This window comes from Pseudoduganella buxea (assembly GCF_009720835.1).
GTDB classification, from domain to species: Bacteria; Pseudomonadota; Gammaproteobacteria; order Burkholderiales; family Burkholderiaceae_D; genus Rugamonas; species Rugamonas buxea.
The window spans coordinates 43225-69777 of record NZ_WNKZ01000022.1; the positions used below are offsets into that span (position 1 = coordinate 43225).

Annotated in this window: 20 protein-coding genes and 1 riboswitch; of the genes, 8 read left to right on the forward strand and 12 right to left on the reverse strand. The window is 69.2% G+C overall.

Translation table 11 applies throughout. From position 1 onward, the window contains the following. The first annotated feature begins 132 nt into the window (after nt 1–132). On the forward strand, nt 133–1101 hold the full coding sequence (locus tag GM672_RS10225) for an IS1595 family transposase (protein WP_155470425.1): 969 nt from the start codon (nt 133–135) through the stop codon (nt 1099–1101). 211 nt (nt 1102–1312) lie between these two features. Further along, nucleotides 1313–1513: a heavy-metal-associated domain-containing protein gene (locus GM672_RS10230; RefSeq protein WP_155470426.1), complete on the forward strand. Its 201-nt coding sequence runs from the start codon at nt 1313–1315 to the stop codon at nt 1511–1513. Here GM672_RS10230 and GM672_RS10235 read toward each other — a convergent pair whose 3' ends face one another. After that, the gene (locus GM672_RS10235; RefSeq protein WP_155470427.1) at nt 1514–2233 is read right to left on the reverse strand and encodes a glutathione S-transferase; all 720 of its coding nucleotides are present in this window, start codon (nt 2231–2233) and stop codon (nt 1514–1516) included. Nucleotides 2234–2378: 145 nt separating this feature from the next. Between GM672_RS10235 and GM672_RS10240 the strand changes: the two genes are divergently transcribed. Then, entirely contained in the window at nt 2379–3140 is a 762-nt protein-coding gene (locus tag GM672_RS10240) for a sulfite exporter TauE/SafE family protein (RefSeq protein ID WP_155470428.1), read from the forward strand. Here GM672_RS10240 and GM672_RS10245 read toward each other — a convergent pair whose 3' ends face one another. The 7 genes from GM672_RS10245 to GM672_RS10275 form a co-directional block, all read right to left on the reverse strand. Continuing rightward, entirely contained in the window at nt 3141–5207 is a 2067-nt protein-coding gene (locus tag GM672_RS10245) for a TonB-dependent receptor (RefSeq protein WP_229417659.1), read from the reverse strand. Nucleotides 5208–5219: 12 nt separating this feature from the next. Beyond that, on the reverse strand, nt 5220–9155 hold the full coding sequence (locus GM672_RS10250; RefSeq protein ID WP_155470429.1) for a cobaltochelatase subunit CobN: 3936 nt from the start codon (nt 9153–9155) through the stop codon (nt 5220–5222). Further along, a complete protein-coding gene (locus tag GM672_RS10255; protein ID WP_155470430.1) occupies nt 9142–9477 on the reverse strand; it encodes a DUF2149 domain-containing protein in 336 nt (111 codons plus the stop codon). The genes GM672_RS10250 and GM672_RS10255 overlap by 14 nt, the downstream gene beginning before the upstream one ends. Then, the gene (locus GM672_RS10260) at nt 9477–10085 is read right to left on the reverse strand and encodes a MotA/TolQ/ExbB proton channel family protein (RefSeq protein WP_155470431.1); all 609 of its coding nucleotides are present in this window, start codon (nt 10083–10085) and stop codon (nt 9477–9479) included. Before GM672_RS10260 ends, GM672_RS10255 begins: the two co-directional genes overlap by 1 nt. 83 nt (nt 10086–10168) lie before the next feature. After that, a riboswitch (cobalamin riboswitch) is annotated at nt 10169–10387 on the reverse strand. 79 nt (nt 10388–10466) lie between these two features. Continuing rightward, nucleotides 10467–11192, reverse strand: a complete 726-nt coding sequence (locus tag GM672_RS10265) for a FecR family protein (protein ID WP_155470432.1) — start codon at nt 11190–11192, stop codon at nt 10467–10469. A gap of 40 nt (nt 11193–11232) precedes the next feature. Beyond that, nucleotides 11233–14835 carry a two-partner secretion domain-containing protein gene (locus GM672_RS28910; protein WP_155470433.1) on the reverse strand — a complete coding sequence of 1201 codons (3603 nt, stop codon included), beginning with the start codon at nt 14833–14835 and terminating at the stop codon, nt 11233–11235. 6 nt (nt 14836–14841) lie between these two features. After that, on the reverse strand, nt 14842–16446 hold the full coding sequence (locus GM672_RS10275; protein WP_155470434.1) for a ShlB/FhaC/HecB family hemolysin secretion/activation protein: 1605 nt from the start codon (nt 16444–16446) through the stop codon (nt 14842–14844). A gap of 383 nt (nt 16447–16829) precedes the next feature. Between GM672_RS10275 and paoC the strand changes: the two genes are divergently transcribed. Continuing rightward, nucleotides 16830–19025, forward strand: coding sequence for an aldehyde oxidoreductase molybdenum-binding subunit PaoC (paoC, locus tag GM672_RS10280; protein WP_155470435.1), 2196 nt, complete (start codon nt 16830–16832; stop codon nt 19023–19025). A gap of 13 nt (nt 19026–19038) precedes the next feature. On the opposite strand, the gene GM672_RS10285 is transcribed toward paoC, so the two are convergent. Continuing rightward, complete coding sequence (locus GM672_RS10285) at nt 19039–21294, reverse strand: CHASE2 domain-containing protein (RefSeq protein ID WP_155470447.1); 2256 nt, start codon at nt 21292–21294, stop codon at nt 19039–19041. A gap of 5 nt (nt 21295–21299) precedes the next feature. Further along, nucleotides 21300–22916 carry an HD family phosphohydrolase gene (locus GM672_RS10290; protein ID WP_155470436.1) on the reverse strand — a complete coding sequence of 539 codons (1617 nt, stop codon included), beginning with the start codon at nt 22914–22916 and terminating at the stop codon, nt 21300–21302. Between the two features lie 251 nt (nt 22917–23167). On the opposite strand from GM672_RS10290, the gene GM672_RS10295 reads away from it, so the two are divergent. The 4 genes from GM672_RS10295 to GM672_RS10310 are packed head-to-tail and all read left to right on the forward strand — an operon-like array spanning nt 23168 to nt 25502. Then, nucleotides 23168–24061, forward strand: a complete 894-nt coding sequence (locus GM672_RS10295; protein WP_155470437.1) for an MBL fold metallo-hydrolase — start codon at nt 23168–23170, stop codon at nt 24059–24061. A 12-nt stretch (nt 24062–24073) separates the two neighbouring features. Continuing rightward, nucleotides 24074–24520, forward strand: a complete 447-nt coding sequence (locus GM672_RS10300; protein ID WP_155470438.1) for a hypothetical protein — start codon at nt 24074–24076, stop codon at nt 24518–24520. Next, nucleotides 24517–25110, forward strand: a complete 594-nt coding sequence (locus tag GM672_RS10305) for a hypothetical protein (protein ID WP_155470439.1) — start codon at nt 24517–24519, stop codon at nt 25108–25110. Before GM672_RS10300 ends, GM672_RS10305 begins: the two co-directional genes overlap by 4 nt. Continuing rightward, nucleotides 25110–25502 (forward strand): VOC family protein, encoded by a 393-nt coding sequence (locus tag GM672_RS10310; protein ID WP_155470440.1) that lies wholly within the window; start codon nt 25110–25112, stop codon nt 25500–25502. The genes GM672_RS10305 and GM672_RS10310 overlap by 1 nt, the downstream gene beginning before the upstream one ends. Before the next feature lie 17 nt (nt 25503–25519). Here the strand turns inward: GM672_RS10310 and GM672_RS10315 are convergent, their stop codons facing one another. Beyond that, the gene (locus GM672_RS10315) at nt 25520–26203 is read right to left on the reverse strand and encodes a response regulator (RefSeq protein ID WP_155470441.1); all 684 of its coding nucleotides are present in this window, start codon (nt 26201–26203) and stop codon (nt 25520–25522) included. 35 nt (nt 26204–26238) lie between these two features. Further along, nucleotides 26239–26553: GNAT family N-acetyltransferase (locus GM672_RS10320; RefSeq protein ID WP_155470442.1), on the reverse strand; the 315-nt coding region annotated here is incomplete at its 5' end.

The window sequence follows — 26553 nt, forward strand, 5'->3', positions numbered from 1 at the left end:
CTCACGGCGCCATACCCCGCCCGCAGCGATGCCGGCGGGGTTTTTTTATGGCTCTGTGCCCCGGCCGCAAGGAACTTGTAGGCTCGACCATTGTCATACCGTAAGTTGGCATCAGCCAAGACGGAGGCGGGCATGGAAATCGACGAGTACCAAGCCGTACGGATGCAATGTCTGGCCTGGCTGACCAGGCTGACCTGGGAGCAGGGCGAGGGCTTGCGCCGTCTGTTCGAAGGATGTGCCTCGCTGGCCGATTGCCTGGCCGTCATCGAGGAACGGGGCGCGCGCATACGCCGATGCCCGCACTGCGACGGCGACAAGCTGTACCGCCACGGCATCCTGCGCGGCCTGCAGCGATACCGATGCCGGCAGTGCCACAGGTCCTTCAATGCACTGACCGATACGCCGCTGGCTTTCATCCGCCTGCGCGAAAAATGGCTGCCGTTCCTGCAGTGCATGCTCGGTTCGATGACTGTGCGCGCGGCAGCCGAATCGACCGGCATCCACCGCAACACCAGTTTTCGCTGGCGCCACCGCTTTCTCGCCATGGCCAAGGATGACCGCCCCAAACCCTTGAACGGCATCGTCGAGGCCGACGAAACGTATTTACTGGAATCGCAGAAGGGCTCGCGTCACATGACGCGTCCTCCCCGGCGGCGAGGTGGTCATGCGAAAAAGCGCGGCATCAGCGGCGAACTGGACTGCATTCTCGTGGCACGCGACCGGCAAGGGCGTACCTGCGATTTCGTGCCGGGGCGCGGCCCCGTCACGGTGGCGCAATTGCAGCGCCATTTATTGCCCGTGCTGGACAAGGCCGTGCTGCTGGCCACCGATGCGGCGGCAGCCTATCGGGATTTCGCGAAAGGTCACGGCATCGCACACCGGGCCGTCAATTTGCGCCAGGGCGAGCGGGTGCTGGGGGAAATCCACGTCCAGAACGTGAACCGGTATCACGCCGTGTTCAAGAACTGGCTGCTCCGCTTCCACGGCGTGGCGAGCCGCTACCTGCCCTACTACCTGGGCTGGATACACGAGCTCGACTGTCGACACCTGAGCACGCCGCAGCAATTTTTACGGGCTGCATTATTCCCGGCAGGAAGTTGAATGCTGAGTGGACAGTTCACTGCGACCGGGTGACAGCGCCTTTTTTATTGCCTGAAAACCGGTCGGTCCGCCGCAGCGGTCAGGCACCGTTTTCAGGCGACACAGGTTCTCAAGCATGGAATTCCCGAATTCGGGCAATATTGCGGGCACGCTTGACCTTCCCACCGTGGTAAGCATTACAGTACGGTATCGACAACGAAAGGAGTACAGCATGTACCAACTGCAAGTGGAAAACATGAGTTGCGGCCATTGCGTGGCCAGCGTGACGAAGGCCATCAAGGCGGTCGACGGGAGCGCCCAGGTCGAGGTGGACCTGGGCGCCAAGGCCGTCAAGGTGGACTCATCCGCGCCGCTGGCGGCCGTCAAGGCGGCTATTGCCGAGGCTGGCTACCCGGTCACGGCCGCCGCCTGATCACTTGTCCAGCTCGGGGTAGCGGCGGAAGATGCCGTCCTCATTGAAGGCGATGCGCCGCTTCGAGGCAAGGTAGGCGGCGATGTTCGGCCGTGCCGCCACGGTGTCCCGCACCGCCACCAGGTGCGGCCATTGCGGTTCGAGCCGGGCCATCGTGGCCGGGAAAGCGTAGCGCAGGCCTTCGACCAGCTGGAACAGCGACAGGTCCACATACGTCAGGCGCGAGCCGACGGCGAAACCGCCCCGGCCCGGATTACGCGCCAGGACGCCTTCGAAGTAGCCGAGGTATTTCGGTATCCGCTCGGCGCGGAAGTCGGCCGCGCGTGCCTTGGCTTCCTTCTTCTGGTCCTCGTAGTATTGGTTCATCGAGATCGGGTGGTGGCTGTCGTGCGCCTCGGCCACGACGTCGGCGATCGTCAGCTGCAGCTGGTTGCACCACAGGCGTCCGGCCTGGGTACGGGGGGCCAGGCCGTGTTGCGCGCCCAGGAACAGCAGGATATTGGTGGTTTGCCCGATCAGCAGTTCGCCGGCCCGCAGCACCGGCGGCGCATAGGCGGCAAACGCTTCGCGGCCGGCGTCGAGCACCGCTTCCATCTGCGCCATGCCGTTCCTGCCCCGTGCCACGTCCTGGTAGGGAATGGCCGCCTCCTCCAGCGCCAGGCGCACGAATTCGCCGCGGCCCTGGATGGTGGGCCAGTAGTACAGGATATAAGGGTCCAAGCTGCCTCCGCGTGAGTGATTGTCGGTCGTTCGATTGTAGCGCTGCCCGGGCAGCGCACGGCAGGCGGTGGCCTGCGGGCGACGCTATAATCGCTTGACCACGCGTTTCGATCTCTCCCGGATTTGCGCCCTCCTGAAAGCCTTCATGCCGCCCGTGCCGCCCCTCGACCTGCCCACCATCCTGCTGATCGCCGCCGCCGGCCTGTTTGCCGGCACCCAGAACGCGCTGGCGGGCGGCGGCTCCTTCATCACCTTTCCCGCCCTGCTGCTGGCGGGCCTGAATCCCCTGGCGGCGAACATGACGTCGACCATCGCCATGTTCCCCAGCCAGACCACGTCGGCCATCGCCGGGCGCAAGCTGGTCGACGACGTCGGGCCCCTGACCTTCCGCCAGATGTTCGCCATCAGCATCGTCGGCGGCATCCTTGGCGCCATCCTGCTGCGCGTGACGCCGCCCACCTTCTTCGAACGGCTGGTGCCGTGGCTGGTGCTGTTCGCCACGTCGATGTTCGCCTGGGGGACCTTTCGTAAGCAGCCCCTGCACGCGGCGGCGTCGATGCCGCGCTGGGCCCTGGTCGCCACGCAGAGCGCCATCGCCGTCTATGGCGGCTACTTCGGCGGCGGCATCGGCTTTTTGATGCTGGCCGCGCTGACCATCGCCGGCCAGCAGATCCGCGCGGCCACCGCCACCAAGAACATGCTGGCCATGGCGATGAACGCGGCGGCCACCTTGATCTTCGCCTTCTCCAGCCTGATCAGCTGGCCCGCCGCGGCCGCGCTGTGCGCCGGCGGCATCGGCGGCGGTTTGCTGGGCGCCTGGCTGATCCACCGCCTGCCACCGCGCGTGATGCGCATCTTCGTCGTGATCGTCGGCGCGCTGCTGACGGTCTACATGTTCCTGCGCTGATCAGAAGGTCAGGCGCAGGGTCACGCGGGCGCTGCGCGGCTCGCCCGGGTGGTAATGGATGTCCTCCACCCCTTCGGCCGCCTCGCCCGGCAGCCGCGACGCATAGTAATACTCGATGTCGCTGACCTTGCGGTCGAACAGGTTGAACACGTCCACCGACAGCGCCCACGCCCGGTTGATGCGATAACCCGCGCGCAGGTAGGCCAGCGCCGTCGACGAGGATCGCCGGCTGTTGTCCTCGACCAGCGGACGGGGACCGAAATAACGCAGCTGGAAGGCGCCCGACCAAGGGCCGATATCGTTGACGGTGGCGCCGAACGAAGCCACCTTCTCCACCGCGCCCGGCACATGGTCGCCGGCCGGGTCGCTTTCCGTGAAGCGGGCGCGCGAATACGCCAGGTCCAGGTCGAACAGCAGCCACGGCGCGGCGATATAGTGGTTGTTCCACTCGATGCCGCTGCGCTTGCTGCCACGGCTGGCCGACGTGTCGCCGGCGTCGCCCGAAAACACCAGCTCGGACCCGGAGCGCAGCCGCCACAGGGCCACCGAGCTTTGCAGCCCCGGCACGATTTCGCTGCGCAGGCCCAGCTCCGAGCCGCGCGTGCGCACCAGCGGCGTGACGGGATCGACCGGCGCCAGTTCGCGCGGCGCCACGTGGGCCGTCGTGCCGCGTGCGTCGTTGCTGTGAAAGCCGGCGCCGTAGTTGGCAAACAGTTCCGTCTTGCGCCAGGGCCCCAGCACCAGCGACAGCTTGGGCGACGTCACATGGTCGTTCGCGCGGCCGCTGTTGGCGGCCAGCGAGCTGTCGACGTCGAAGCGGTAGCTGTCGTGCCGCAGGCCGGCGACGGAGCGCAGCCAGCCGTTCCACTGCACCGTGTTCTGCAGCCACAGGGCCACGCTCGCCTCGTCCACCTTCGACGATGCATAGGTGCGCAGCGGCTGCTGCGCACGCGTCGCGCCCAGCAGCAGCGGCGCGATATGGTCGAAGCGGCCCTGCACGCCCACCACGGTGCTGGCGGCACGCTCGCCCAGCCGGCCGAACCACGTGTGCGATACGTCGAAGCCGGCCATCGTGCGGCGCTCGGCCTGCATGAACTGGTCGCCGTCGACGGGGTCGTCGAGGAACCACGTGAAGTTGTTGTACAGGGTCAGGCTTGATCTCACCACGTAGGCATTGGCATGCCAGGCCGTGTCAAGCGTGCGCCGCTTCCATTCGCCCGACAGACTGTAGCGCGACGTGTGGCCCGCGTCGCTGGGGTCCTGGGCGCCGAATTCGTCCAGCTGCCCGCTTGTCACGGCGCGCAGGGGGATCTGGCTGGTGGCGCGCCAGCCGGCCCGGTAGCCCATCGCCGTGACGGCAAACTTGTCCGCGCCGGCGGCGAAGCTGTAGCGCAGCACGCCTGCCCACTTGTGGAAGGCTTCCGGTGTCTGCCACGGCCCGTCGTTGTGGGCCAGTTCCAGCGCATACAGCAGGTTGCCGTCGCCCCGCGCCACCGAATCGGCCACCAGCGCCCGGCGGTACTGGTGCGGCCCCACCGTGACGGTGGCCGTGCCGGCATCCAGACGGTCGGCCAGCCCCATGTGGGCGGCGCCGGCGGACGAGAAATCGCCTTCGTCGGCGTAGTACGGCCCCTTGCGGTAGCTGATGCGCGATACCAGTTCGGGAATCAGGAAATTCAAGTCCGTGTAGCCCTGGCCGTGCGCGTGGCTGCGCATGTTGACGGGCATGCCGTCGACATAGGTGGCGAAGTCGGTGCCGTGATCGAGGTTGAAGCCGCGCAGGAAGTACTGGTTGGCCTTGCCGTCGCCGCTGTGCTGCGTGACGATCACGCCCGGGACGAATTCGAGCAGCTCGCCCGGACGCAGCGCGGGCCGGTTGGCGATCAGCCCGGCCGTCACCGTGCCCTGGCTGGCCGCGTCGGACGTGCCGACGCTGTTATCGTAGTGACCCAGCACCTTGACCACCGGTGGCGCTTCTTCCTGGGCGCCGGCGCCGGCACCGACGAGCAGCGAGGGGAGGCTTGCGGTGAGCACCGTCATGCGACGGCGCAGCGTGTTTCGCTTCATTGGCTTCTCCATTTATAAATCCGCCTGCAGGCGCGCAGCCGTGCCGCGCCGCCACCAGTACCCGAGGCCGACCAGCACGGCCGCCAGCGCCAGCAGCACCAGCGCGCCGATGGTCTTCTGCACCGGTGTCATGTGTTCGATCGCTTCCATCTGGAAGCCGCTCACTGCCGTGGAAGCCTGCGCAGGAGCCGGCTGCGCCTGCGCCTGTGTCGGCACCAGTGGCGCGGTCCCGGCAACGGGCGCCGCCTTCACCGCGACAGCTTCGGTAACCGTGTCGGCCGGCGCGCCGCCCTGCCCTGCCGGACCCGGCGCCAGCAGGGGTGCCGAACGCAACGTGGCCCGGCTGCACGAATCGGCGCTGCAGGCCACGCCCGCCTGGGCGATGGCGGCATCGTTCTGCGCCTCCAGGGTGTCGCGCACTTCCCGCGAAGGCTGCCAGTAGCCCCGTTCGATGGCCGACAGCATCCGGTCCGTGATGGCCTGGTAAGCGCGCAGGTTGCCGCCGGCGGCGATGCGCTCGCGCACCTTCAGGCCATGGCGGTCGGCCACGTAGGTGTCGTACATGCGCTGCCAGGTGCCGTTGTCGACCACTTCCGGCACCGTTACCTGCCACGCCCACAGGTAATCGACGACGCGGTTGATGAAGCGCGCCCCCGAGTAGCCTTCCTTGAGCATCGTGTCGGCCCAGCGGGGGTTCAGGTAGCGGCTCTGCATTTCCTGGCCCATGTACTGGGCCAGCGTCTTGTGGCCGGGCCGGCGCGCATTCGACAGGTCGGACACGATCACGTCCGGCGTCTTGCCGTCGACGGAGCGGATCGCCATCGCCGTGCCGCCCAGGTACTGGAAGAAGTCGTCGTTGTCCAGGGTGGCAAACAGGTTCGACGAGCGGCTGTGCAGCGCAATCTTGCTGCCGGACAGGGCCTGGCGGAACAGCGCGCGGCGCTGCGCCGGGTCGGCCGCATCGTCGCCCCAGTAGCCGTTGCCGAAGGGGTGGCTCATGCGGTTGACGAATACGTCGGCCACCTGCTTCTCGTCCTGCCACGCGTTCGTCAGCGGGATCAGTTTTTCGATGTTGGTGCCGTAGGCGCCGGACGGCAGGCCGAAGATGCGCACGCCGGCCAGCCGGACCGCCGTATCGGCGTCCAGGCCGGCCGTGCGCAATGCCCCCGCCGTGGCCTGGGTGCGTGCACGCAGCGGATTGTCGCTGCCGTTTTCGCCGCCGTCGTCCTGGGCCTGGGCCAGCTGCGTGGCCTGGTCCAGCAGCGCCAGCAGGTTGCCGAACAGGTCGCGGAACAGGCCGGAGGACACCATCGTCACGTCCACGCGCGGGCGGCCCAGCGCGCGGCGGCCAATGGCTTCCACGCCCGTGACGCGGCCCCGCTCGTCCCACGTGGGCTTGACGCCCATCAGTGCCATCGCCTGCGCTTCCATCACGCCCTCGTGGCGCGACGTCTCCACGCCCCACAGGTTCATCGTGATGCGGTCCGGCCATGTCCCGTGGCGGCGCCGGTAGTCCGTCACCAGGCTGGTGGCCAGGTTGCTACCCTGCTCGTACACGGCGCGGCTGGGAATGCGCGACGGGTCCAGGCCGAAGAAATTGCGCCCCGTCGGCAGCGCGCCGGGGTTGCGCAGCAGGTCGGCGCTGGGTCCCGTCTGAATGAATTTCCCGTCCAGTGCCTGCACCAGGCGGGCCAGCTCGGCCTCGGCGCTGGCGACGATGTCGTCCTCCAGCTGCGCGGTGCGCGCGGCCTGCCGGTCCGGGGCGACGGACGTGTCCAGGCTGACGACGGCGCGCGCCGTCGCGTTGCGCAGCGCGGCCGGCGGCGCCACGCCGAAGGTGTGCAGGCCGAACGGCGTCAGCCTGGCGCCCGTATCGTCCAGGTACTCCTCCAGCGCCTCCATGTCCGCTTCCGTCGTCAGCCCCTTCCTGCCCATGTCCTTCAGCACGCCAGCTTTCGCGGCCAGCGCGTTCAGCGCGGCCAGGTGCGCCTTCACCAGCAGGGGGCTCTTCTGCCCGGCCACGCGGTAGTCGTTCAGCAGCGCACCCAGCTCGCGCAGGTCGGGGTTCAGTCCTGCGGCGTCGAAGGGCGGCGTCATATGGTCGATGATGGTGGCCATGCCGCGCCGCTTGGCCTGCAGGCCTTCGCCCACGTCGTCCATCACATACGGGTAGATGTTCGGCATGGCGCCGATCAGCGCCTCGGTGGCGTCGCTTTCCGACAGGCCCGCCTCCTTCCCCGTCAGCCATTCCTGGGTGCCGTGGGTGCCGACGTGCAGCACCGCGCCGGCACCGTAGCCATGCTGCAGCCACAGGTAGAAGGCGATGTACTCGTGCCCCGGCGGCAGGCTGACATCGTTGTGCAGCTTGGCCAGGTTCTGTTCCCAGGCGCGGCCCGGCTGGGGCGCCAGCAGCACGTTGCCGTGCCGGCGCGCGGGGAATACGAAGTGCGGCACGCCATGGGTGTCGCGCCACAGCACGGGCGACGTTTCCGGCTTGCCCCACGCCGCTTCCACCGCCGTGCGCAGCGCGGCCGGCAAGGCGTCGTACCAGCGTCGGTAGTCCGCCAGCGGCACCAGCAGCGCTTCGCCGCTGCGTGCCAGCCGCGCCAGGCCGGCCAGGTACTCCTTGCCGCCCTTGCCGGGGTAATTGCCCCACTGCTGGATCTCGGCCTGCAGCGCCGCCGGCGTGGCCGGGTAATGCACGCCGAAGCGGTAGCCGACCGCCTGCAGCCGCGCGCCGATCTGCCACAGGCTCTCCGGCAGCACGTTCAGGTAGGCCGCGCCGATGGTTCCGGAACCGTGCGGATAGTTGTAATACAGGATGGCGATTTTTTTCTCGCCGTTCGGCGTGCGGCGCAGCGCCAGCCAGGCCGCCACGCGCGCGTTAAGGCGTTCGATGCGCCCGGCGATGGGCTGCTCTTCCACGTAGACCAGGCCCGTGGCCTTGTCGCGCACGTTCTCGCGGCTGGCCACGACGGTAGGCTGGATCAGCCCCGCGATCTCGGCGCCGGCCATCTGCCACGTACGCTCCATCAGGTCCAGGCCCGTCTTCGACGCTTCCCACTGGGCCGCGCTGTGCTGGCTCAGGGTGATGGCATTGATGGCGGGCACGCCGATCCGTTCCAGCAGCCCGGCCGTGGCGGCCGTGCCGCCCACCTTCATGCCCAGCGCCACCAGCAGCTCGATGCGGCTGCGGCCCGCGCCGTCCAGGAACAGGCGCAGCGGCACATCGTAGGGATAGCCGTAGGCCGGCAGCACGTTGTAGCCGGACTGCTCCAGCCGCGCGACGATGGCCGCCAGCGGCAGGGTCTGCCCGGCCACCAGGTTCGAGCGGTAGAACATCACACCGATCCATGGCGCGCCGGGGCGGTGGCGGGCGTAATGCGCCACGAAATCGTCGAAACTGGCCGCGCTGCGGTTCGCGGCCACGTCGTACAGGCCGTGTTCCGGCATGGCCTGCACGGGCGGCACGGTGACATTTGCGCCGAAGGATTGAACCAGCACGTGGCGCAGTAACCCGGCCGCATTCTCCACGCCGCCTTCGCGGTGATAGGCCTGCACGGCAGTATCGACCGTGAAGCCGAGCGCGCGCTGGGCGTCGTCCGGCGTGGCGCCGACGGCCAGCACAGTGGCGCCACGCCGCCGCAAGGTTTCCAGCTCGGGCGCGATGGCCTGCACCAGCTGGCTGCCCTTGACGTTGACGATGGCGACATCGGCACTGGCCAACGCGGCGTGATCGCCCGCTGTCATGCCGCTGGCGGGAATGATGCGCACGGCCACGCGCGCTGCGTTCAGCTCGGCGCCCAGTTCGCGCGCGGCCAGCACGGCGGGCCGCGATTCGACGTCGCCCAGCAGCAGCGCCAAGGTGCGCGTCTGTGCCTGCGCGCCCAGCGATGCCAGCAACGCGCACAGGGCGAACAGCCAGCAGTGCAGCTTATTCCGGCACATACACGACCTTCCCGTCGGGCAGCTGGTAGGCCGTGCCCAGGCGCTTGCCGTCGCCGGACAGGGGCTTGTCGCTGACCCGGCTGACCTTGATCTCGGCGCCTTTTTTCGTCAGGATCTCGACCTTGCCGTCCGCGCCCTTCTTGGCGATGGTGACCTCGGAATCGGGGTCGAGCAGGTCCATCATGTTCCAGGCCGAGAACAGGGCCAGCATCATCGCCACGATAAAGACGATGCTGGCGTCGAACAGGTTGGCGACGCCGGCCAGCGGATCGTCGCCGCTGTCGGCATGGCGGGCGTGCCGGGTGCTTCGCATGAAGCGCATCAGGAATCCTTCCGCACCAAGTGTAGACCGCCGCGCCGGGCGTGCAGGATCTCCTCGGCGCAGAAGGCCACGTCCGTCATGTCGGCCCGCAGCCAGTGCTCGCGCGCCAGCGCCAGCACGTAGGCCAGCACGCTGCCGGCCAGGCCGACGACGGTGGCCGTGAAGGCCGTGGTCATGCTCTCGGCCATCTTCGGCACATTGCCCTGGGCCAGGCCGGCCAGCGCGATGCCCATCGGGATCAGGGTGCCCATCAGGCCCAGCGCGGGGCCGACGCGCACGACGAAGCGGACCCGGTCCAGGCGCCGCAGGCCCAGGCCGTCGGCACGCTGGACGATGCGTTCCAGGCGCGCGTCCAGCGGCGCCGCCGCTGCGTCGTCACCGTCGCCGTCGGCGGCACAGGCCAGCATCTGGGCCCGGGCTGCGTCGACCAGCATGCGCACCCCGCAGCGGCGCTCGCGCCACTCGCCAGCGAAAACACCGAGGCAGACCAGCATGTACAGGGCCAGCGCGGCGATGCCCAGCAGGACGGGCAGGTACAGCAAGGTGGAAACGGAGTACAGCAAACTCTCGACGGTGCGCACGGCGCCATCGGCAGGCAGGTCGAACATGGAGGTCCCGGTCAGCAGGCAAGCGCGCCGACTTCCCCGTGGGCGCGCCTGAACAGAGCGCATGCCCATCCTCGCGGACAGCATGTCGCTCCACCTGTCTGGCCGGTATCCGGGCTGGCAAGTCCGAACCCCTCACCTTCCCATCCGCTTGCGGCGAACAGTGGTTTACGAAGAGGCTCTGCCGTCATCGACGGCGCTTGCTTACCGTTGCGGGGGCAGCACACCCTGGCGTCACGCCATGTGTTTCCCGTTTAACTGCGCTCGTGGACACGGGCGCGGGCACCAAACGGGGCGGATTATACGTTGGTGGCGAGGGTTTGCAAGATCAGGCAGTCGGGCCGCCCGTCGCCGTGGCGGCAATGCGTCGCCGCCTTGGCCCGTTCAGCGTACCTCGCAGTCGACCGCCCCGGGCGCCGCCGTGCCGGGCCGGCCTGCCGCCTGCGGCCCGGTGCTCGCGTTGAACACGGGCGGCGGCGTGAACTGGATGCCGGGATTGGCCGGCACGATCACCGGCGGCAGCACGGCATTGGGCACGAAACCGAACTGACCCGCGTTGAAGCTGGCCCCGCCGCCCGGGTTACTGACGTAGATCATCCCGTCCAGCACCTGCACGTACAGGCCAGGGCTGCGGCTGGCCGAGCCTGCACCGGGTGCCGTCGGGACGCCAGGCGGCACGAACTCGGCGACGAAAGTAGTGCCGCGAATGCCGATCGTCGCCGTTGGCGTCTTCAGCTCGAATTTTTCCTTGCTGCGCTTGCCCAACAGGCCCGTGACGGAACGCAGGCCGCCCTTGACGAGGTTGAAGCGGGCCTGGTCGCCTTCGGGTCTGGCACTGTCGAAGCTGAAGTTTTCGATGACGAAGGTGGAGGCCGGGCGCAAGGTGATTTCGCTGCTGTCGATCATGCGGATCTGGGCGTACGTGTTCTTCTCCGTGACCAGGGTGTCGCCGTTCTCCACTTCGGATTTGAGCGACAGGATCTTGACGGCGCCCCCGGCCTTCTTGGCCAGCAGGGGGCCGCTCAGCTGGACGACGACGCCGGCCACGGGCGCGGCCCAGGCCCCGGCCGTGGCGAACAGCGTCAAGGCGAGCAGCAGGACCGACAGCATGGCCGACCGCGGGGCGGATGGCCGCGCGGCGATGGCTGCCTTAGTTGCAGTAGTTCTTGATCGCGGGTTTTTCATTTGGCGCTCCCTTTGCTGCGTCGGCGCTGCCGTCGCTTGTTGTCTTCTTCTCGGCCGGTTCCCCGGCCTGGCGTTCTTCCTGTACCGGCTGCGATTGCTGCACGGCGGCGATGACCTGGTTGGCCGCACGCTGGACCGGCTTGTCCGGCTCCGTCACCGACGGCGGCGCAATCACCGTGCAAGCGGGCAGCGTCGGCGTCAGGCGGCACTGGTCCACGTTCGTGATGGGCTCCCCGACCGGGGGCGTGACCGGCGGGGTGACGGGCGGCGGCACGGGGTCTACCGGTGGCGTGACGGGCGGCGTGACCGGATCCACTGGCGGCGTCACCGGCGGGACGACCGGGGGCACCGGCTCCACCGGTGGCGTGACCGGCGGCGTGACCGGCGGCGTGACTGGCGGGGTGACTGGATCGACGGGCGGGGTCACCGGCGGCACAGGGTCCACCGGCGGTGGTGCCGCGCCGTTGAGGTTTTCCGTTGTCGTGATACCCGCGCCGGCGCCGACAACGGCGGCCGCATCGACGGTGACGGTGGCGCCGGCCCGCAGCGCGATGCGGCGGTCGGTACTGATGCGCGCGCCCGGGCCCACCGTCAGGCGGTCCAGCGGCGAGCCGCTGGGGGCCGCCTCCAGCGTGATGTCGCCCTGGCGCGACGTCACTGCGCCGAAGATCGTCAACGGGCTGTGCGCCGTCACGGCGATGTCGCCGCTGTCGCTGGTGATCTGGCCGTCCTCCTGCAAGGTCACGGCGCCATAGTTGTTCAGCGTGATGGCGCCGCCGTTGCCCAGGCCCAGCTTGAGCCGGCGCACCGTCAGCCCGTTGGCGAGACCCGGCGTGTTGTTGCGGATGGCGATCGGCGACGTGCCGCTGGCGGCCGTGCTTTCTGCGTCCAGTTGACGGACAGCCGTCAACAGGGGCCTGGCGCTGCTGCCGATGGCGCCGCCGGCCGTGATGGCCAGCGTGTCGCCGGAGATTACGGCATCGGCCACGTTGCTGGACGACAGCGAACCGCCCGTTGCCAGCATGATGTCCGTGCCGCGCACGCCAGCGATGGCCAGGTCGGCCGCATTGGCGAAGTTGACGGTGCCCTCGCTGTCGACGGTCAGGCTGCGTACCCGGTTGTCTTCCCTGTCCAAGGCGACCGAGGCGGCGCGCACCGCCAGGCTGTCGGCCGCGATGCGGCCGCCCTGCGTCACGTCACCGCTCGTCAGCAGGGACAGCTTGCCCTGCGTGACCAGCGGCGCGTCGATGGCGATGCTGCCGCCGGCCAGCGTGAGGCCGTTGGCCGCCGTCTGTCCCAGGCTGATGGCGCCCGTCACGGTGACGGCGCCGGTGTAGCCTTCCCACGTGCCGATCGCCACCTTGGGCGAATCGATGCGGGCCAGAGCGGCATTGCTCAACCAGGCATCGGCGGCGCCCAGGGACAGGGCCGTATCGAACCCGTAGGCGTCGGCATACACGGCGTCCGCCGCGATGCGGGCCGCATCCTGCAGCACCAGGTGATCCGAACGCAGGCGCACCGAGGGCGCCGTCACGGCGGCGGCGCCACCCAGCACGACGCGACCCGCGCCGTCCTGGTTACCCAGGTAGACCAGGCTGCCGGCACGGCTCGTGCCCAGTGCCGCGCTCACGGCGATGTCGCCCTGCGATTCGACATACAGGGCGTCCACGCCGTCCAGCGCCACGGCCCCAGGCACGTTCACGCCGCCCGTGTGCAGGCTCGATCCGATATGCAGGTCGCCCGTGCCGATGCGGCGCAGTTCGGTGCCGGTCAGCCCCATCTGGCCGGCCGTCTCGGCGCCGAGCGATATCGGGCGCGAGGCCGTTGCCGTCGTCAGCGACACGGTGCCGCCCGGCGCGGACAGGTCGCTGCCAAGGTTGATGGCATCGGCCACCAGCGAGATATTGGCGGCGGTGACAGGAGCGCCGATCGCCACGGCCGCGCCGCTCATCGTCACGTCGCCCGTGCCGGTGCGGATCGCGCCGCTGGTGGTGACTGCGCCGCCCGTGAAGCCGCCGGCGGCGGCCGGATCGTCGGCCGTCAAAATGACGGCGCCGCCGTGCGTCGTGACCGACGCATTGATGTTGATGTCGTGTCCGGCCTGCGCCGTCAGCCCCACGCCCTGCGCCGCCACGTTGACGGCATGGCTGAACGTGATGTCGTGCTTTGCCTGCAGCACGACGTCGGCCTGGGCATCCGACAGCAGCGCCGTGTCGATCTCCGTTACGCCCTGGGCTGCGCCAGCGCCGAAATCGGCCACGTCGGCCAGGCCGGCGCCGCCGTTGACGGGCACGCGCCTGACGTCGATATCATAAGGGTCGAGCAGCCAGGCACCATTGCCGCCCGGACCGCGCGCGTCGACCCGAACTCCGGCCACATCCAGCACATGGCCGGAGGTCTCCACGCGGCCGCCCTTGCCGCCACCGGCGCCGCGCGCCGACAAGCTGCCGTGCACGCGCGCTACTTCGTCGCCCCAGGCCACCACCGTGCCGCCGGCGCCATCGACCAGCGCATCGGCGGTGACGACGGCGTCAGCGCCGACGAAGGTACGCGCCGCGTTCGGCACGGCCGCATCCCTGCCCTGCCAGCCGCCGCCCACCAGCACGGTGCCGCCGCCCTGCGCGCCCGAGGCATCCACTTTCGCGTTGCCCGTCAGGCCCACCTGCGGCCCCAGTACCTGGATGCTGCCACCGTTGCCGCCGGTGCCGCTGCGCGCGCTGGTGACGCTGCTGCCTTCGAGCAGCGCCTTCTGGCTGGCCTTGAGCACGACCTTGCCGCCGGGGCCGATGACGGCGCTGTCGGCATTGACGGTGCCGCGCTGGTTCAGCAGCGCACCGTAGATGCCCACCTTGCCGCCGGCGGCGACGATGCTGCCCAGGTTCAGCGCGGCGTCGCTTGGTGCCGACACCACCACGTGGACGGCCGGGTTGGCCGGATCGACCAGCTGCACGCTGCGCCCCGCGGCCAGCAGCACCTCGCCCTGGGGCGACTGGATGATGCCGCTGTTCCGTACGTCCGGTGCGATCAGCATCACCTGGCCGCCCTGCGGCGTGACGATGCGCCCGGCATTGGCGACGGCACCCGGCGTGCTGCCGTCACGGGCGGCGAAGCTGTCCTTACCGGCCAGGAAATCGGCATTGGCCATGCCCAGGCTGGACGCGACGAGGCCATTGACGTCGATGCGGGCGTCCTGCCCGAACAGCACGCCGTTCGGGTTGATCAGGTAGACCTTGCCGTTCGACTGCAGCGCACCGAGGATGCGGCTGGGGTCCTGGCCCGTGATCCGGTTCAGCACGCGGCTGTCGGCGTTCTGCTGAATAAAGCGGGTGATTTCGTCGCGCCCCACCGAGAAGCTTTGCCAGTTGATGATGGTATTGGGGGCGTTCGTGATCGAGAATACCTGGCCCTGCTGGCTGAACGCGGCCTGGCCGGCAACCACCTGCGGGGCGACGGGGTTGCCGTGCGCGGCGCCGCCGAAGCTGGCGGCGATCAGGGCCGGCAGCAGCTTGCGCCGCAAGGTAGTGCGCAGCGTGCGCGCGGAAACGAAGTGGGACAGTGTTTTCATCATGGTGCCTCAGTAGGTCATGCCAAGCCGCAGGTGCAGGCGGTCGGCGCCGGCACGGGCCGTGGCGCCGGCGCGGACCACGTGGCCGTAGTCCAGTTGCAGGTTCAGGTTGCGCGCCACGAACAGGCGCAGGCCGAGGCCGGCGCTGGCGATCGCCGTGCTGGCCAGCTCGCCCGGCAGCGCCTCGACGCGGCGCAGCCAGGCGGCATCGTAGAAGGCCAGCGCGCGGCACTGGCCGTTCAGCCGGGCGCACAGGTTGGGCGTATACAGCTCCACGTTGGCGCCCAGGCCCCGGTCGTTGGCGACCTCGCGTTCCGTGAAGCCCCGCACCGAGGCGGCGCCGCCCGCGCCGAACTGCTCGCCGGGAATCAGCGCATCGTCGGTCCACTGGCCGTTGGCGATGGCGCGCACCTGCCAGTCGCGCGGCAGCACGCGGCTGTAGCTGGCGCCGATGCGCAGCAAGGTGTAGTCGTCCGGTGCGCCGGCGCGGGCGCGGGTGAAGTCGGCTTGCTTGCCGCGCGAGCCGCCCGGCAGGTTGCGCACCAGGGTCACGCTGCCGGCCAGCTCGCTCGTCTCGCGCACCAGGGTGCCCTGGTAGGCAATGCTGGCGGGGCGCACCGTGACGTCGTTGCCCAGCTCCTGCCCGAACAGCACGATGCTGTTCCTGAAGCCCTTGTAGTCGATGCCGTACAGCAGCTTGGCCTGGTAGTCGCCGCGTTTGCGGAGATTCTGCGTCCAGCGCGCGCCGTACACGGCGCCCTTGCCGCTGACGGCCAGGTCGAACACGCCCGCCGTCACGGTGCCCGAATCGATGTTCGAGTAGCTGCCATAGAAGTCCAGCGCGTCGCCCAGCGCATACAGGGGAATGTGGTAGCCGATGCCGTACACCTTGACTTTCCCCGGGTGCTCGACGGTGGTGGTGTACTGGAGGCTGACGACATGGTCCAGGTTCCACAGGTTGGCATGCTGCAGCACGACGCCGGCGCGGGTACGGCCGGTCTGGCCCGTGCCCGTATTGTCCAGGTTCAGCATGGCCTGCCAGGGCCGCTCGTCCGTCACCTGCAAGGTGGCGTCGACTTCGCCCTCCGTATCGCTGCCCTGCAGCTTCAGGCTGACCTTCTTGGCCGGGTTGTCGTTGGCCAGGTTCAGCGCCGTCGAGATCGCGGCCACGTTGGGAGTACGCCCTGCCTCCAGCCGGGGCACGCTGCGGCGGATATTGGCTTCGTCGAACCAGGCGTTGCCCTGCACCTTGACGCTGCCGATGCGCGTCTGCACGACGCGCAGGCGCACCACGCCCTGGTCCAGTTCCTGTTCCGGCAGTTCCACGGTGACGACGGTGTAGCCGGCCTGGCGATAAGCCCCTTCCAGCGCTTCCAGCGCGCGCTGCACGTCGCCGAAATCGCGCTGCGGCCCGGCGAACGGCGTCACGGCCGCATCGACGGCAGCAGCCGGCAGCAGGGTATTGCCGCTGACGTCGAAGCGGCGGATGTCGAAGCGCACGACGGCGGGATCGCCGGCGTCGGCGGGCGCGCCGGCGCGGGCACCGGCGGCGAAAGTGGCGCAAGTGGCGCCCAGGAGGGCGCCGGCAACGAGACGGGTGAAGCGGTGGGTCATTGTCAGCTCAGGTTACGGTGGACGACGCGGGATCGGGGCGGCGCCAGTTCGGTTGTACGGCCTAACGGGTTGAATCCGGCTGATTCTCTACAGGCTGCCTGCAACAGGTCGCTGGCTACAGCCGATTATCGTCCTTTTAACGGCCGAAACCTTGCGTTCTTTAATGCTTTTGAGAAATATTTGACGGAATCGATACACATTTCGCCTCTATTGATGCAAAGCCGTCAACTCTGCCAGGTACCGTCCCGGAAAGGCTTGATTGATTAGCCACGCTAATGACGGCATGCGGGTTTCGGCGGCTAATAGTATTCTGCCAATCCCGGTAGAGTGTCCGTGGTTCAGCCCCGTAGTCGAGCCCCTATTCCAGCCCAGCGAGGACGCCCATGAAATTCGACACGCCCGCGACACGCAACCCCATCGACCGCCTGAAGGTGGTGGGCCACGCCACCGAACGCATCGACGGCCCGAAGAAGACCACGGGCACGGCAACCTATGCCCACGAGCAGGACGTGCCCGGCGCGGCCTACGGCTGGATCGTCGGCGCGGCCATCGGCAAGGGCAGCATCCGCGCCATCGACACGCAAGCGGCGCGGGCGGCGCCGGGCGTGCTGGGCGTCGTTACGGCCGCCAACGCGGGCCCGCTGGGCACGGGCGCCTTCTTCGTGACGCGGGCGTTGGCCGGACCGAAGGTCGACCACTACCACCAGGCCGTGGCCATCGTCGTGGCCGAAACCTTCGAACAGGCCCGCGCCGCCGCCGGCCTGCTGCGTGTCGATTATGCGCGCGACAAGGGCAGCTTCGACCTGGCGCAGGCGAAGGAAAAGCCGCCCACGGGCCAGCCCTTGCAGCCCAATCCCGCCCTGGCATCCAGGGTGGGCGACTTCGACAAGGCATTCGCGGCCGCCCCCGTCACGCTGGACGCGGCCTACACGACGCCGGACCACGGCCACGCGATGATGGAACCGCATGCCACCATCGCCGCCTGGGACGGCGACAAGCTGACCCTGTGGACGGCGATCCAGCTGGTGGCCTGGGGCGTGCGCGATGTCGCCCGCACCCTTGGCATCGCCAGGGAAAACATCCGTATCGTCTCGCCCTATGTCGGCGGCGGCTTCGGCGGCAAGGGCTCGATCCTGGCCGACGCCGTGCTGGCCGCCGTGGCGGCGAAGCAGTTGGGCCGGCCCGTCAAGGTGGCCCTGCAGCGGGCGCTGATGTTCAACAATACGACGCACCGCGCCGCCACCATCCAGCGCATCTGCATCGGCGCGGGAACGGACGGGCGCATCACGGCCATCGGCCATGAAAGCTGGTCCGGCAACCTGGGACCGCGGCCGGAATCGGCCACGGCACCGACCAAGCTTTTATATGCTGGCGCGCACCGCATGACGCGGCTGCACGTGGCCCACCTGGACCTGCCCGAGGCCAGCGCCATGCGCGCGCCCGGCGAGACGCCCGGCATGATGGCGCTGGAGATCGCGATGGACGAAATGGCCGAAAAACTGGACATGGACCCGGTGGCCTTCCGCATCCTGAACGACACCCAGGTCGACCCGGAAACGAAGCTGCCCTTCTCGCGGCGCCAGCTGGTCGAGTGCCTGCGGACTGGCGCCGCGCGCTTCGGCTGGGACAAGCGCGCCGGCAAGCCCGCCAGCCGGCGCGAAGGCGACTGGCTGGTCGGCATGGGCGTGGCGGCGGCGATCCGGGGCGCGCCCGTGGCCAGGTCGGCCGCGCGCGTGACGCTCGATGGGCGCGGCCACGTCACGGTCGAGACGGACATGACCGATATCGGCACCGGCACCTACACCATCCTGGCCCAGACGGCGGCCGAAATGCTGGGCGTGGGCCTGCACCAGGTGACGGTGCGGCTGGGCGACTCGCGCTTTCCCGAAGGCGCCGGCTCGGGTGGCCAGTGGGGCGCGGCCTCGTCGACGGCGGGTGTGTACGCGGCCTGCGTCAAGCTGCGCGAGATGGTGTCGAAGCGCCTGGGATTGATGTCGGTGGACGCCGAATTCACCGCGGGGCGGGTGCGCGCCGGAGGACTCTCCCGGCCCCTGCTGGACGCCGTCGCCGCCGGCGAACTGGTGGCGCAAGAAGCGATGGAATACGGCGACCTGGCCAGGCGCTACGCCCAGCAGACCTTCGGCGCCCACTTCGCCGAAGTGGCCGTGGACATCTACACGGGCGAAATCCGCCTCCGCCGCATGCTGGCCGTGTGCGCGGCCGGGCGCATCATCAACCCGCTGGCGGCGCGCAGCCAGATCCTGGGCGGCATGACGATGGGCGCCGGCGCGGCCCTGATGGAACACCTGGTGGTGGACAAGCGGGCCGGCTTCTTCGTCAATCATGACCTGGCCGGCTACGAAGTGCCCGTGCATGCCGACATCCCGCACATGGACGTCATCTTCCTCGACGAGGTGGACGCCACGGCCGGGCCCCTGAAGGCCAAGGGCGTGGGCGAACTGGGCATCAGCGGCGTGCCGGCGGCGATCGCCAATGCCGTGCATCACGCCACCGGCATCCGCGTGCGCGACTACCCGATCACCCTGGACAAGCTGCTGCACCGGCTGCCGCCGCCGTGATACGCGACCCGCCCTACTTGCTGTCGAAGCTCGTCACGCCATCCCAGTCCGGGCCGGGCGGGTGGGCGCGGTAGAACGCGACCCGGTCCGCATACAGCGCGTACAGGCTGCGTTCGGGCGCCAGCGCGCGCAGCGACGCCAGCGCATGCTCCGCCTCGCTCCAGCGCTGCGCCCGCACCAGCGCCAGCGCCTCGTGCCAGCCAGCCAGTTCGGCGCGGGCGGGGCCGTCGAGTGTGTCGAACGGGCCGACCGGCTCGAAGATGGCCACCGGTTCCGTCTTGCCCTTGACCCGCACCAGGTCCAGTTCGCGCCACGCGAAGGCCGGCGCGGCCGCGCGCGTGTTGGCGCCCACGGCGATGCCGACGCCATACACCTTCGTGATGCCTTCCAGCCGTGCCGCCAGGTTGACGGCGTCGCCCATCACCGTGTAGGCACGCCGGATCGACGAGCCCATGTCGCCCACGTGCATCAGGCCCGTGTTCAGGCCGATGCCGATCCGCAGGGGCGGCCAGCCGCGCTGGCGAAACTCCCGGTCCAGCCGGGCCGCGCTGGCCTGCATCCGCAAAGCCGTGGCCACGCCCCGGCTGGCGTGGTCGGGGAAGGCCACGGGCGCGCCCCAGAACGCCATCACGGCGTCGCCGATGTACTTGTCCAGCGTCCCCCGGTGGCTGTCGCGGATGTCTTCCGACATGGCCGTCAGGTAGCGGTTGATGTATTCGCGCAGCTCGCGCGGCGCCAGGCCTTCCGAGATGGTGGTGAAGCCCCGCACATCGACGAACATCACCGTCAGCTCGCGGCTTTCGCCTTCCATCGTGTAGCGCTCGGGATTTTCCGCCATTTCCGCCACCAGCTCGGGCGCGACGTACTCGCCGAAGCGCGACACCAGCGCCTGGGCGCGCCGCACTTCGAAAAAATAGCCCCAGGCCAGGTTGAACACGAACAGCGCCAGGATCAGGAGCACGGGCGCGGCCGCGTTCAGCACGGCATCGTGGCTCTGGTACAGATAGAAATTGAACCACGCCGTGCCGGCCAGCGCGGCCAGCGCCAGCACGATCGACCACAGGGGCGCCAGCAGGGCCAGCGCGACGGCCAGCACGACGCCCGTGACGAGCACCTGCAGCAGCTCGACACCGACGGCGTAATCCGGCCGCGCCTTGAAGCTGCCGTCCAGGATCGACCTGACCAGGTTGGCGTGCACCTCGACGCCGGGGTAGACGGCGCTGACGGGCGTGGCCCGCAGATCGTTCAGGCCGGCAGCCGTCGTGCCGACCAGGACGATGACGCCATCCAGTTGCGCCTTCGGCACGGAGCCGCGCAGCACGTCGATGGCGGACACGTAGCGGAAGGCGCCGCCGTGCGGGCCGCCCGTGCCGCGAAACTGCACCGTCGTGGACAGGCCTTCGCCCACGGGAATGCGGATGGCACCCTCCGGATGGAACAGCGCGATGGCATCGAGTCCGCCGCTGGCGCGCTGGGCATCCGTCAAGGTGTCGACGCTGTCCTGCCACAGGGGTGCGATGGCGCGGGCCTGCAGCGCGGCCGCCACCGTGGCCAGGGACAGCGTCGGGTAGTAGCCGTCGCCGATCCGCTGCAGCAGCGGCGTCGAACGCACGACGCCGTCGCGGTCCGGCAGCACGCTGAAGATGCCGGCGCCCCGGGCGGCCGCCTGCAGCCGCGCGATATTGGCTTCATAGCCGCGCGACTGGTAGGCAGTCAGGGTGCGCCCATTGAGCGTGTCGCGGGTAAAGGCCGGCGGCGGCAGCACGCCGCGCCGGCCGCCGCCGCCCGTGGCGTAGCCCAGCACCACCGGCTGGCCGGCCATGGCCGCCGCCATCAGGCCGTCGTAGTCCATCCGCGCGCGCAGCCGCTCCAGCTGGTCCGGCAGTGCCGCCACGTCCTTCAGTTCGCGCCGCGCCAGCCCTTCGAGCACGTGGAAGCCGGAGCTGTTGTCCGGCTCGGGGAAGGATACGTCGAAGCCGACGGCGGCCACGCCGTAGTGACGCGTCAGCTGCGTGACGAGGCGCGCCATGACGTCGCGGCTCCACGGAAAGCGCCCCACTTCGGCCAGGCTGCGTTCGTCGATATCGACGATGACGACGCGCTCGTCCAGCACCGCCGGCTCGACGCGCATGCGCAGGCCGGCGATGAAGGTGTCGAGGCGGTCGATCGGATCGCTGTGCAGCCAGCCCGTCACCTGCAGCGCGCAGGCGACCGTGATCGAGAGGCCGACCAGCCAGCGCGCGCCGTGGCGGCGCAGTCCGCGCAGCAGCGCCGTCACGGCACGTAGCCGGGAATCGCCGCTTCGTCCACCGCGTCGATCTGCGACGGGTCCAGGTTGGCGCGGGCGAAGTCCAGGTACACCTTGCGGCGCACGAAGATGTCGAACAGGTCAGGATCGATATGGCCGTTCTGGCTGAAGCGGCCCAGGATGCGCAGCGCCTCGGACAGGGGTTTCGGCGTCTTGTACGGCCGGTCGTTCGCCGTCAGCGCCTCGAAGATGTCGGCGATCGCCATCGCGCGGGCGGGAATCGACATCTCGGCCCCCGTCAGGCCTTTCGGGTAGCCCTTGCCGTCCATCCGCTCATGGTGGCCGCCGGCGAATTCCGGCACGCGGCGCAGGTGCTTCGGCCACGGCAACGATTCGAGCATGCGCACCGTCATGACGATATGGTTGTTGATGATCTTGCGCTCCTCGTCCGTCAAGGTACCGTAGCGCACCGTCAGGTTGACCACCTCGTCGGCGCTGAGGAAGGGTGCGTCCTGGCCGGACGGGTCGGTCCAGCGGCGCGCCGCGATGCGGTGCACGCGCTGCATGTCTTCCTCAGCCATGCCCTCTCCGCCGATATTGGCGCGGCGCAGGAACTCGCGCTCGTCGCGCAGCCTGGCCTGCTCCTGGTGCAGACGCTCGCCGATGGCTTCGGCGTCGCCGCCGGCCAGCTGCTGCCTGAGCGCGCGGATCTCGGCGTCGCGCAGCAGCACTTCGAAGCGCGTATCGACTTCCTCGATGCGGTCATGGATGGTCTGCAGCTTCGTGGCCTTGTCGACCACGTGCACGGGCGTGGTGATCTTGCCGCAATCGTGCAGCAGGCTGGCCAGGCGCAGCTCCTTGCGGTCGGCGTCGTTCATGTGGAAGTCCGCCAGCGGCCCTTCGCCCGTGGCGCTGGCCGCTTCGGCCAGCAGCATCGTCAGTACCGGCACGTGCTGGCAGTGCCGGCCCGTGTACGGCGACTTCTCGTCGATGCCGATATTGATCAGGTTGACCAGTGCCTCCAGAAGCTCCTCCAGCTGGCGCACCAGCTGGTGGTTGGCCAGCGCAACGGCCGCCTGCGCCGCCAGGGCCTCGATGAAGCGCTGGTCGGTGGGCGAAAACGTCGTGATGGCGCCGCTGGCCGGGTCCTTGGCGTTGATCAGTTGCAGCACGCCCAGCAGCTCGCCCGCGTGGTCGCGCATCGGCACCGTCAGGAAGGACTGGGAACGGTAGCCGAACTGCTGGTCGAAGGCGCGCATGCCGGAAAAATTGAAGCCGGCGGCCTGATAGACGTCGGCGATATTGACCGACTGGCCCATATTGGCCGCGTAGGCCGCCACCGACGCCAGGTTCGGTTCGCCGTGCTCGCCGGCCAGGGGCACGGGCGCGATGGCCGCATCGGCCGCGCCGGAGCCGCCCACGTGCAGGCCCAGGGTGTCGTTGACGGACAGGTGAAAGCGCAGGCTGCGCCGGTCCGGGCTGGGCCGGTAGACGGTGCCACCGTCGGCATTGGTAATGCTCTTGGCCACCAGCAGTATGCGCTCGAGCAGCAGGTCGATATCGTGGCTGGCGCCCAACGCGACGGACAGCTCGGTCAACTGGTCGAGCCGCTGGGCGATTTGCTGTTGATTCAATACTTGCATGGTGAGCGAGGTGGCTGCTGGCCCAAGAAAACAATGGACGGATATTACACCCTAGCAACGCAATGGCACGCGCCGTTGACCGCCGTCGGGCCAGAAAACAGGGCAAGCGGGGCGGTTAATTGCAACTTCGAAAGCAGAAAGCGCAGAAAAACCGCTATGATCGCGCTAAACGACGAATCAGCGTCAAGCATACCGCCGCCACGCGCCGGCGGCGCAACATGCTGTAAAAAAGCGACCAGGGGTTCTTTACAATGAAATTCAAATTCTGGGGCGTGCGCGGTTCGATCCCTTCGCCCGGACCGCGCACGGTGCGCTACGGCGGCAACACCACCTGCATCGAAGTGCGCAGCGACGACGACACCTTGATCGTCCTCGACGGCGGCACCGGCCTGTTCTGCCTGGCGCAATCGCTGCTTGCCGGGGGCAAGCGGCCGATCGACGCCAATATCTTCATCACGCACAGCCACTGGGACCATATCCACGGCCTGCCCTTCTTCACGCCCCTGTTCGTCAAGGGCAGCCGGGTGTGCCTGTACGGCGTGGCCGATCCGCACAGCGGCGCCGGCATCGAGCACATCATGGGCGTGCAGCTGCAGCACAGCTATTTCCCCGTCAGCGAAGCGCAGCTCAATGCCACCCTGGAATACCGCACCGTGCAGGTGGGCGAAGCCGTCACCGTGGGTGACGCCGTCGTGCGCAACGTCGTCATGGGCCACCCGGTCACGGACCTGGGCTACCGGGTCGACTGCAACGGCAAGTCCGTGTTCTTCACGGGCGACCATGAACCCCTGTACAACCTCTATCCGGCCGGCCACCCGGAGCACGAGGCCTGCGCGCGCCAGGTGGCGCAGCGCACCGAGGCCATCGACGCGATGGTGCGCGGCATCGATGCGCTCATCGTCGACTGCTCGTACACGCGCGAGGAATACCCGGCCAAGGTGGGCTGGGGCCACGGCACGTTCGACGCGGCGCTGGCCATGGCGCTGCGCAGCGGCGTGCGCCAGCTGTACTGCACCCACCACGAGCCGACCCGCAGCGACGACGAACTGGAAGCCGTCTTCGCCGAAGTGATGGCGCGCCACGCGCCGCTGCTGGGCGGGCTGCAGGTGTTCCTGGCCTACGAAGGCCTGGAAGTGACGCTCTGATTGGCGCCGGCGATGGAACAGCTTCGGGGTATCGTCAGCGACCTGCGGCACGGCAAGACCGTGATGTACAAGAAGGAGACGGGCACCAGCACCCTGCACGCGGCCGTGTTCAAGCTGGGCGAGCAGCCGTGCAAGATCGTCGCCAATCATCCCATCGTCATCAACGACGGCGATGAGATGCTGTTGTCCGGCACCCTGCGCGGCGACAAGCTGTTCATCGCGCTGGCCCACCGCAACCTGACGCGCAAGGTGGAAGGCCACGAAGGCTGGGCCACGCGCCTGTGCCTGACGGTGCTGCTGGTGGCGGCCGGCATCTGGTTTGCCACCGTGATGCTGGGCGGCGGCTACGCACTGGTGCTGACGCTGGCCCTGCTGGCGGCCGGCGTGCTGATGGCGGGACGGTCGATCCAGGTAATCCTGGCAATCATGGCGCTGCGGCGCAGGAAGGGCAAACAATGACGATGATCAGTGTGGCGGTGGACGGCGAAGTGGTCGCCGCAGCCGATACGGACGGGCTGGCGCTGCTGTCGGTGCGCCTGTTCGGCAGCGTGACGGAGCCGCATGCGGCGATGCTGTCCTTCGACGGCACCGTGGCGGCCGGCGGCGCCGGCGGTTACCGCACCTGGCTCGAAGCACTGCGACTGCGGGCCGGCCAGGCCGTCACCGTGCGCTTCGGCGCGGACGGCACGGCGGCCACGCCCGTGCGCACCCAGGCCGGACTGCACCCGGGCCAGCCGCCGGACATCCGCACGGACGTCAAGCCCACGCCCCAGCAGACGGCGGCGATGCGCAGCCAGCCGCGCGTGCGCGCCGGCTTTTCCTTCGTCATCACCACCTCCACCGGCACCGAGTGCGAAGTGCGCAGTGGCCCGGAAGACGAGAACTTCCAGTGCCTGGTGCTGTGGACGCTCGATGCGCTGCCGGACGTGGCGCGCATCCGCGCCTCGGTATCGAACCGCGAACGCATCGTGCGCCGCGAGCACGGCACGCCGGCGTTCGAAGGCCGCCTGGCGCTGGGGGACAGCGTGACGATCCGCTGCGGCGACTGATGATCTCCCATGTTTTCATCGGCGTGACCGATTTCGAGCGGGCCTTCGCCTTTTATGCGCCGCTGATGGCCGTCTTGGGCCAGCCGCTGCGCTTTCGCGACGACTCTCGCCCGTGGGCCGGCTGGATGCCGGCAGACGCGCCCCGCCCCCTGCTTCTGATCGGTGCGCCCCAGGACGGCCACGCCGCCACTGTCGGCAACGGCGCCATGACTGCCCTGCTGGCCCCAAGCCGCGCCACGGTGGACGCGGCCCACGCGGTGGCGCTGGCGCAGGGCGGCAGCTGCGCCGGCGCGCCCGGCCTGCGCCCGCAATACCACGCCCACTACTACGGTGCCTACCTGCGCGACCCGGACGGCAACAAGCTGTGCGTCGTCTGCCACCAGTCCGAATAGGCAAGACCCCAAGAGCTTCAGGCGCGCCCGTCCAGTGCCGACAGCACCAGCGCGAACAGTTCCGAGGCGCGGTTGGTCGCCCCGAGCGCCCCGGCGCGCCGGGCTTCCTCCTGGTGCGCCGCCGCGTTCGAGCCGGCGTAGATGACGTAGGGCGTCGTGTCGCCCCGCTCGCGCAGGGCCCGCAGCAGGGTGTAGCCGGCACGGGCGTCGGGCGGGCGGCCCATGTCGGAAATGATGACGTCGAACTTGCGCCGCGCCGTCTCGCGCAGCGCCTCCTCGGTCGACGTGGCCAGCACGAAGGACATGCCCAGGGTTTCGAAGGACTGCCGCTCCAGACGGTTGTTGTCGGGCCGGTCGTCCACCCACAGGGCGGTGGCGCCCTGGGCCCGCCGGATCGTGCGCGTATTGACGGCATCGGTGGCGGCGCTGGCGGCCTGGCTGGCCTGGCGCAGGGTCGGCGCCGCCTCGGCCGTGCGGCCCACTTCGGCCGCCACCAGCCCCGCTTTCACCTCTTCCTTCACGCGCCGCGCGCTGGCCTCGAAGCCGCCGCCCTTGAAGCTGAGCTCACCCAGGTCGAGCAGGAAATCCTTCAGCGCGGGCGTGAAGCGCACCAGCACGAACAGCACCACCAGCGGCCACGCCACGGCGGCCACCAGCGCAGTACAGGCTTGCACCAGCCTGATGAAGTCATCGAAGGTCATCGCGCGCTCCCCAGTGCACCATGCAGGCTTCGATTCTACCCCTGCTGGCCGAGCCCCTTGCCGAAACAGACGGCGGCCGGATTGCCCGCGTACTTGCCGTAATTGGCGATGCGCCGGTAGCCCTGCCGCTCATAGAACCGGATTGCGCGCGTATTGACGGCGCGCGTTTCCAGCCACAGTTCCGCATAGTCCAGCGCCACGGCGCGCTCTTCCAGCGCGGCCAGCAGGGCGGCGCCGGCGCCGCTGCCGGGCCGCGCGTACATCCGTTTCAGTTCGCCGATGCGGCCATCGAGCGGACGCAAGGCGCCGCAGCCCACGGCGGCATCGCCGGCCCGGGCCAGCACGAAGGC

Coding starts and splice junctions, on each gene's coding strand:
- GM672_RS10290 (WP_155470436.1), bottom strand. CDS start 22,916: ATGCAAGTATTGAATCAACAGCAAATCGCCCAGCGGCTCGACCAGTTG.
- GM672_RS10250 (WP_155470429.1), bottom strand. CDS start 9,155: ATGTGCCGGAATAAGCTGCACTGCTGGCTGTTCGCCCTGTGCGCGTTG.
- GM672_RS10315 (WP_155470441.1), bottom strand. CDS start 26,203: ATGACCTTCGATGACTTCATCAGGCTGGTGCAAGCCTGTACTGCGCTG.
- GM672_RS10265 (WP_155470432.1), bottom strand. CDS start 11,192: ATGCTGTCGGTCCTGCTGCTCGCCTTGACGCTGTTCGCCACGGCCGGG.
- GM672_RS10245 (WP_229417659.1), bottom strand. CDS start 5,207: ATGAAGCGAAACACGCTGCGCCGTCGCATGACGGTGCTCACCGCAAGC.
- GM672_RS10255 (WP_155470430.1), bottom strand. CDS start 9,477: ATGCGCTTCATGCGAAGCACCCGGCACGCCCGCCATGCCGACAGCGGC.
- GM672_RS10295 (WP_155470437.1), top strand. CDS start 23,168: ATGAAATTCAAATTCTGGGGCGTGCGCGGTTCGATCCCTTCGCCCGGA.
- GM672_RS10300 (WP_155470438.1), top strand. CDS start 24,074: ATGGAACAGCTTCGGGGTATCGTCAGCGACCTGCGGCACGGCAAGACC.
- GM672_RS10275 (WP_155470434.1), bottom strand. CDS start 16,446: ATGACCCACCGCTTCACCCGTCTCGTTGCCGGCGCCCTCCTGGGCGCC.
- GM672_RS10230 (WP_155470426.1), top strand. CDS start 1,313: ATGTACCAACTGCAAGTGGAAAACATGAGTTGCGGCCATTGCGTGGCC.
- GM672_RS10310 (WP_155470440.1), top strand. CDS start 25,110: ATGATCTCCCATGTTTTCATCGGCGTGACCGATTTCGAGCGGGCCTTC.
- GM672_RS28910 (WP_155470433.1), bottom strand. CDS start 14,835: ATGATGAAAACACTGTCCCACTTCGTTTCCGCGCGCACGCTGCGCACT.
- GM672_RS10240 (WP_155470428.1), top strand. CDS start 2,379: ATGCCGCCCGTGCCGCCCCTCGACCTGCCCACCATCCTGCTGATCGCC.
- GM672_RS10225 (WP_155470425.1), top strand. CDS start 133: ATGGAAATCGACGAGTACCAAGCCGTACGGATGCAATGTCTGGCCTGG.
- GM672_RS10260 (WP_155470431.1), bottom strand. CDS start 10,085: ATGTTCGACCTGCCTGCCGATGGCGCCGTGCGCACCGTCGAGAGTTTG.
- GM672_RS10305 (WP_155470439.1), top strand. CDS start 24,517: ATGACGATGATCAGTGTGGCGGTGGACGGCGAAGTGGTCGCCGCAGCC.
- paoC (WP_155470435.1), top strand. CDS start 16,830: ATGAAATTCGACACGCCCGCGACACGCAACCCCATCGACCGCCTGAAG.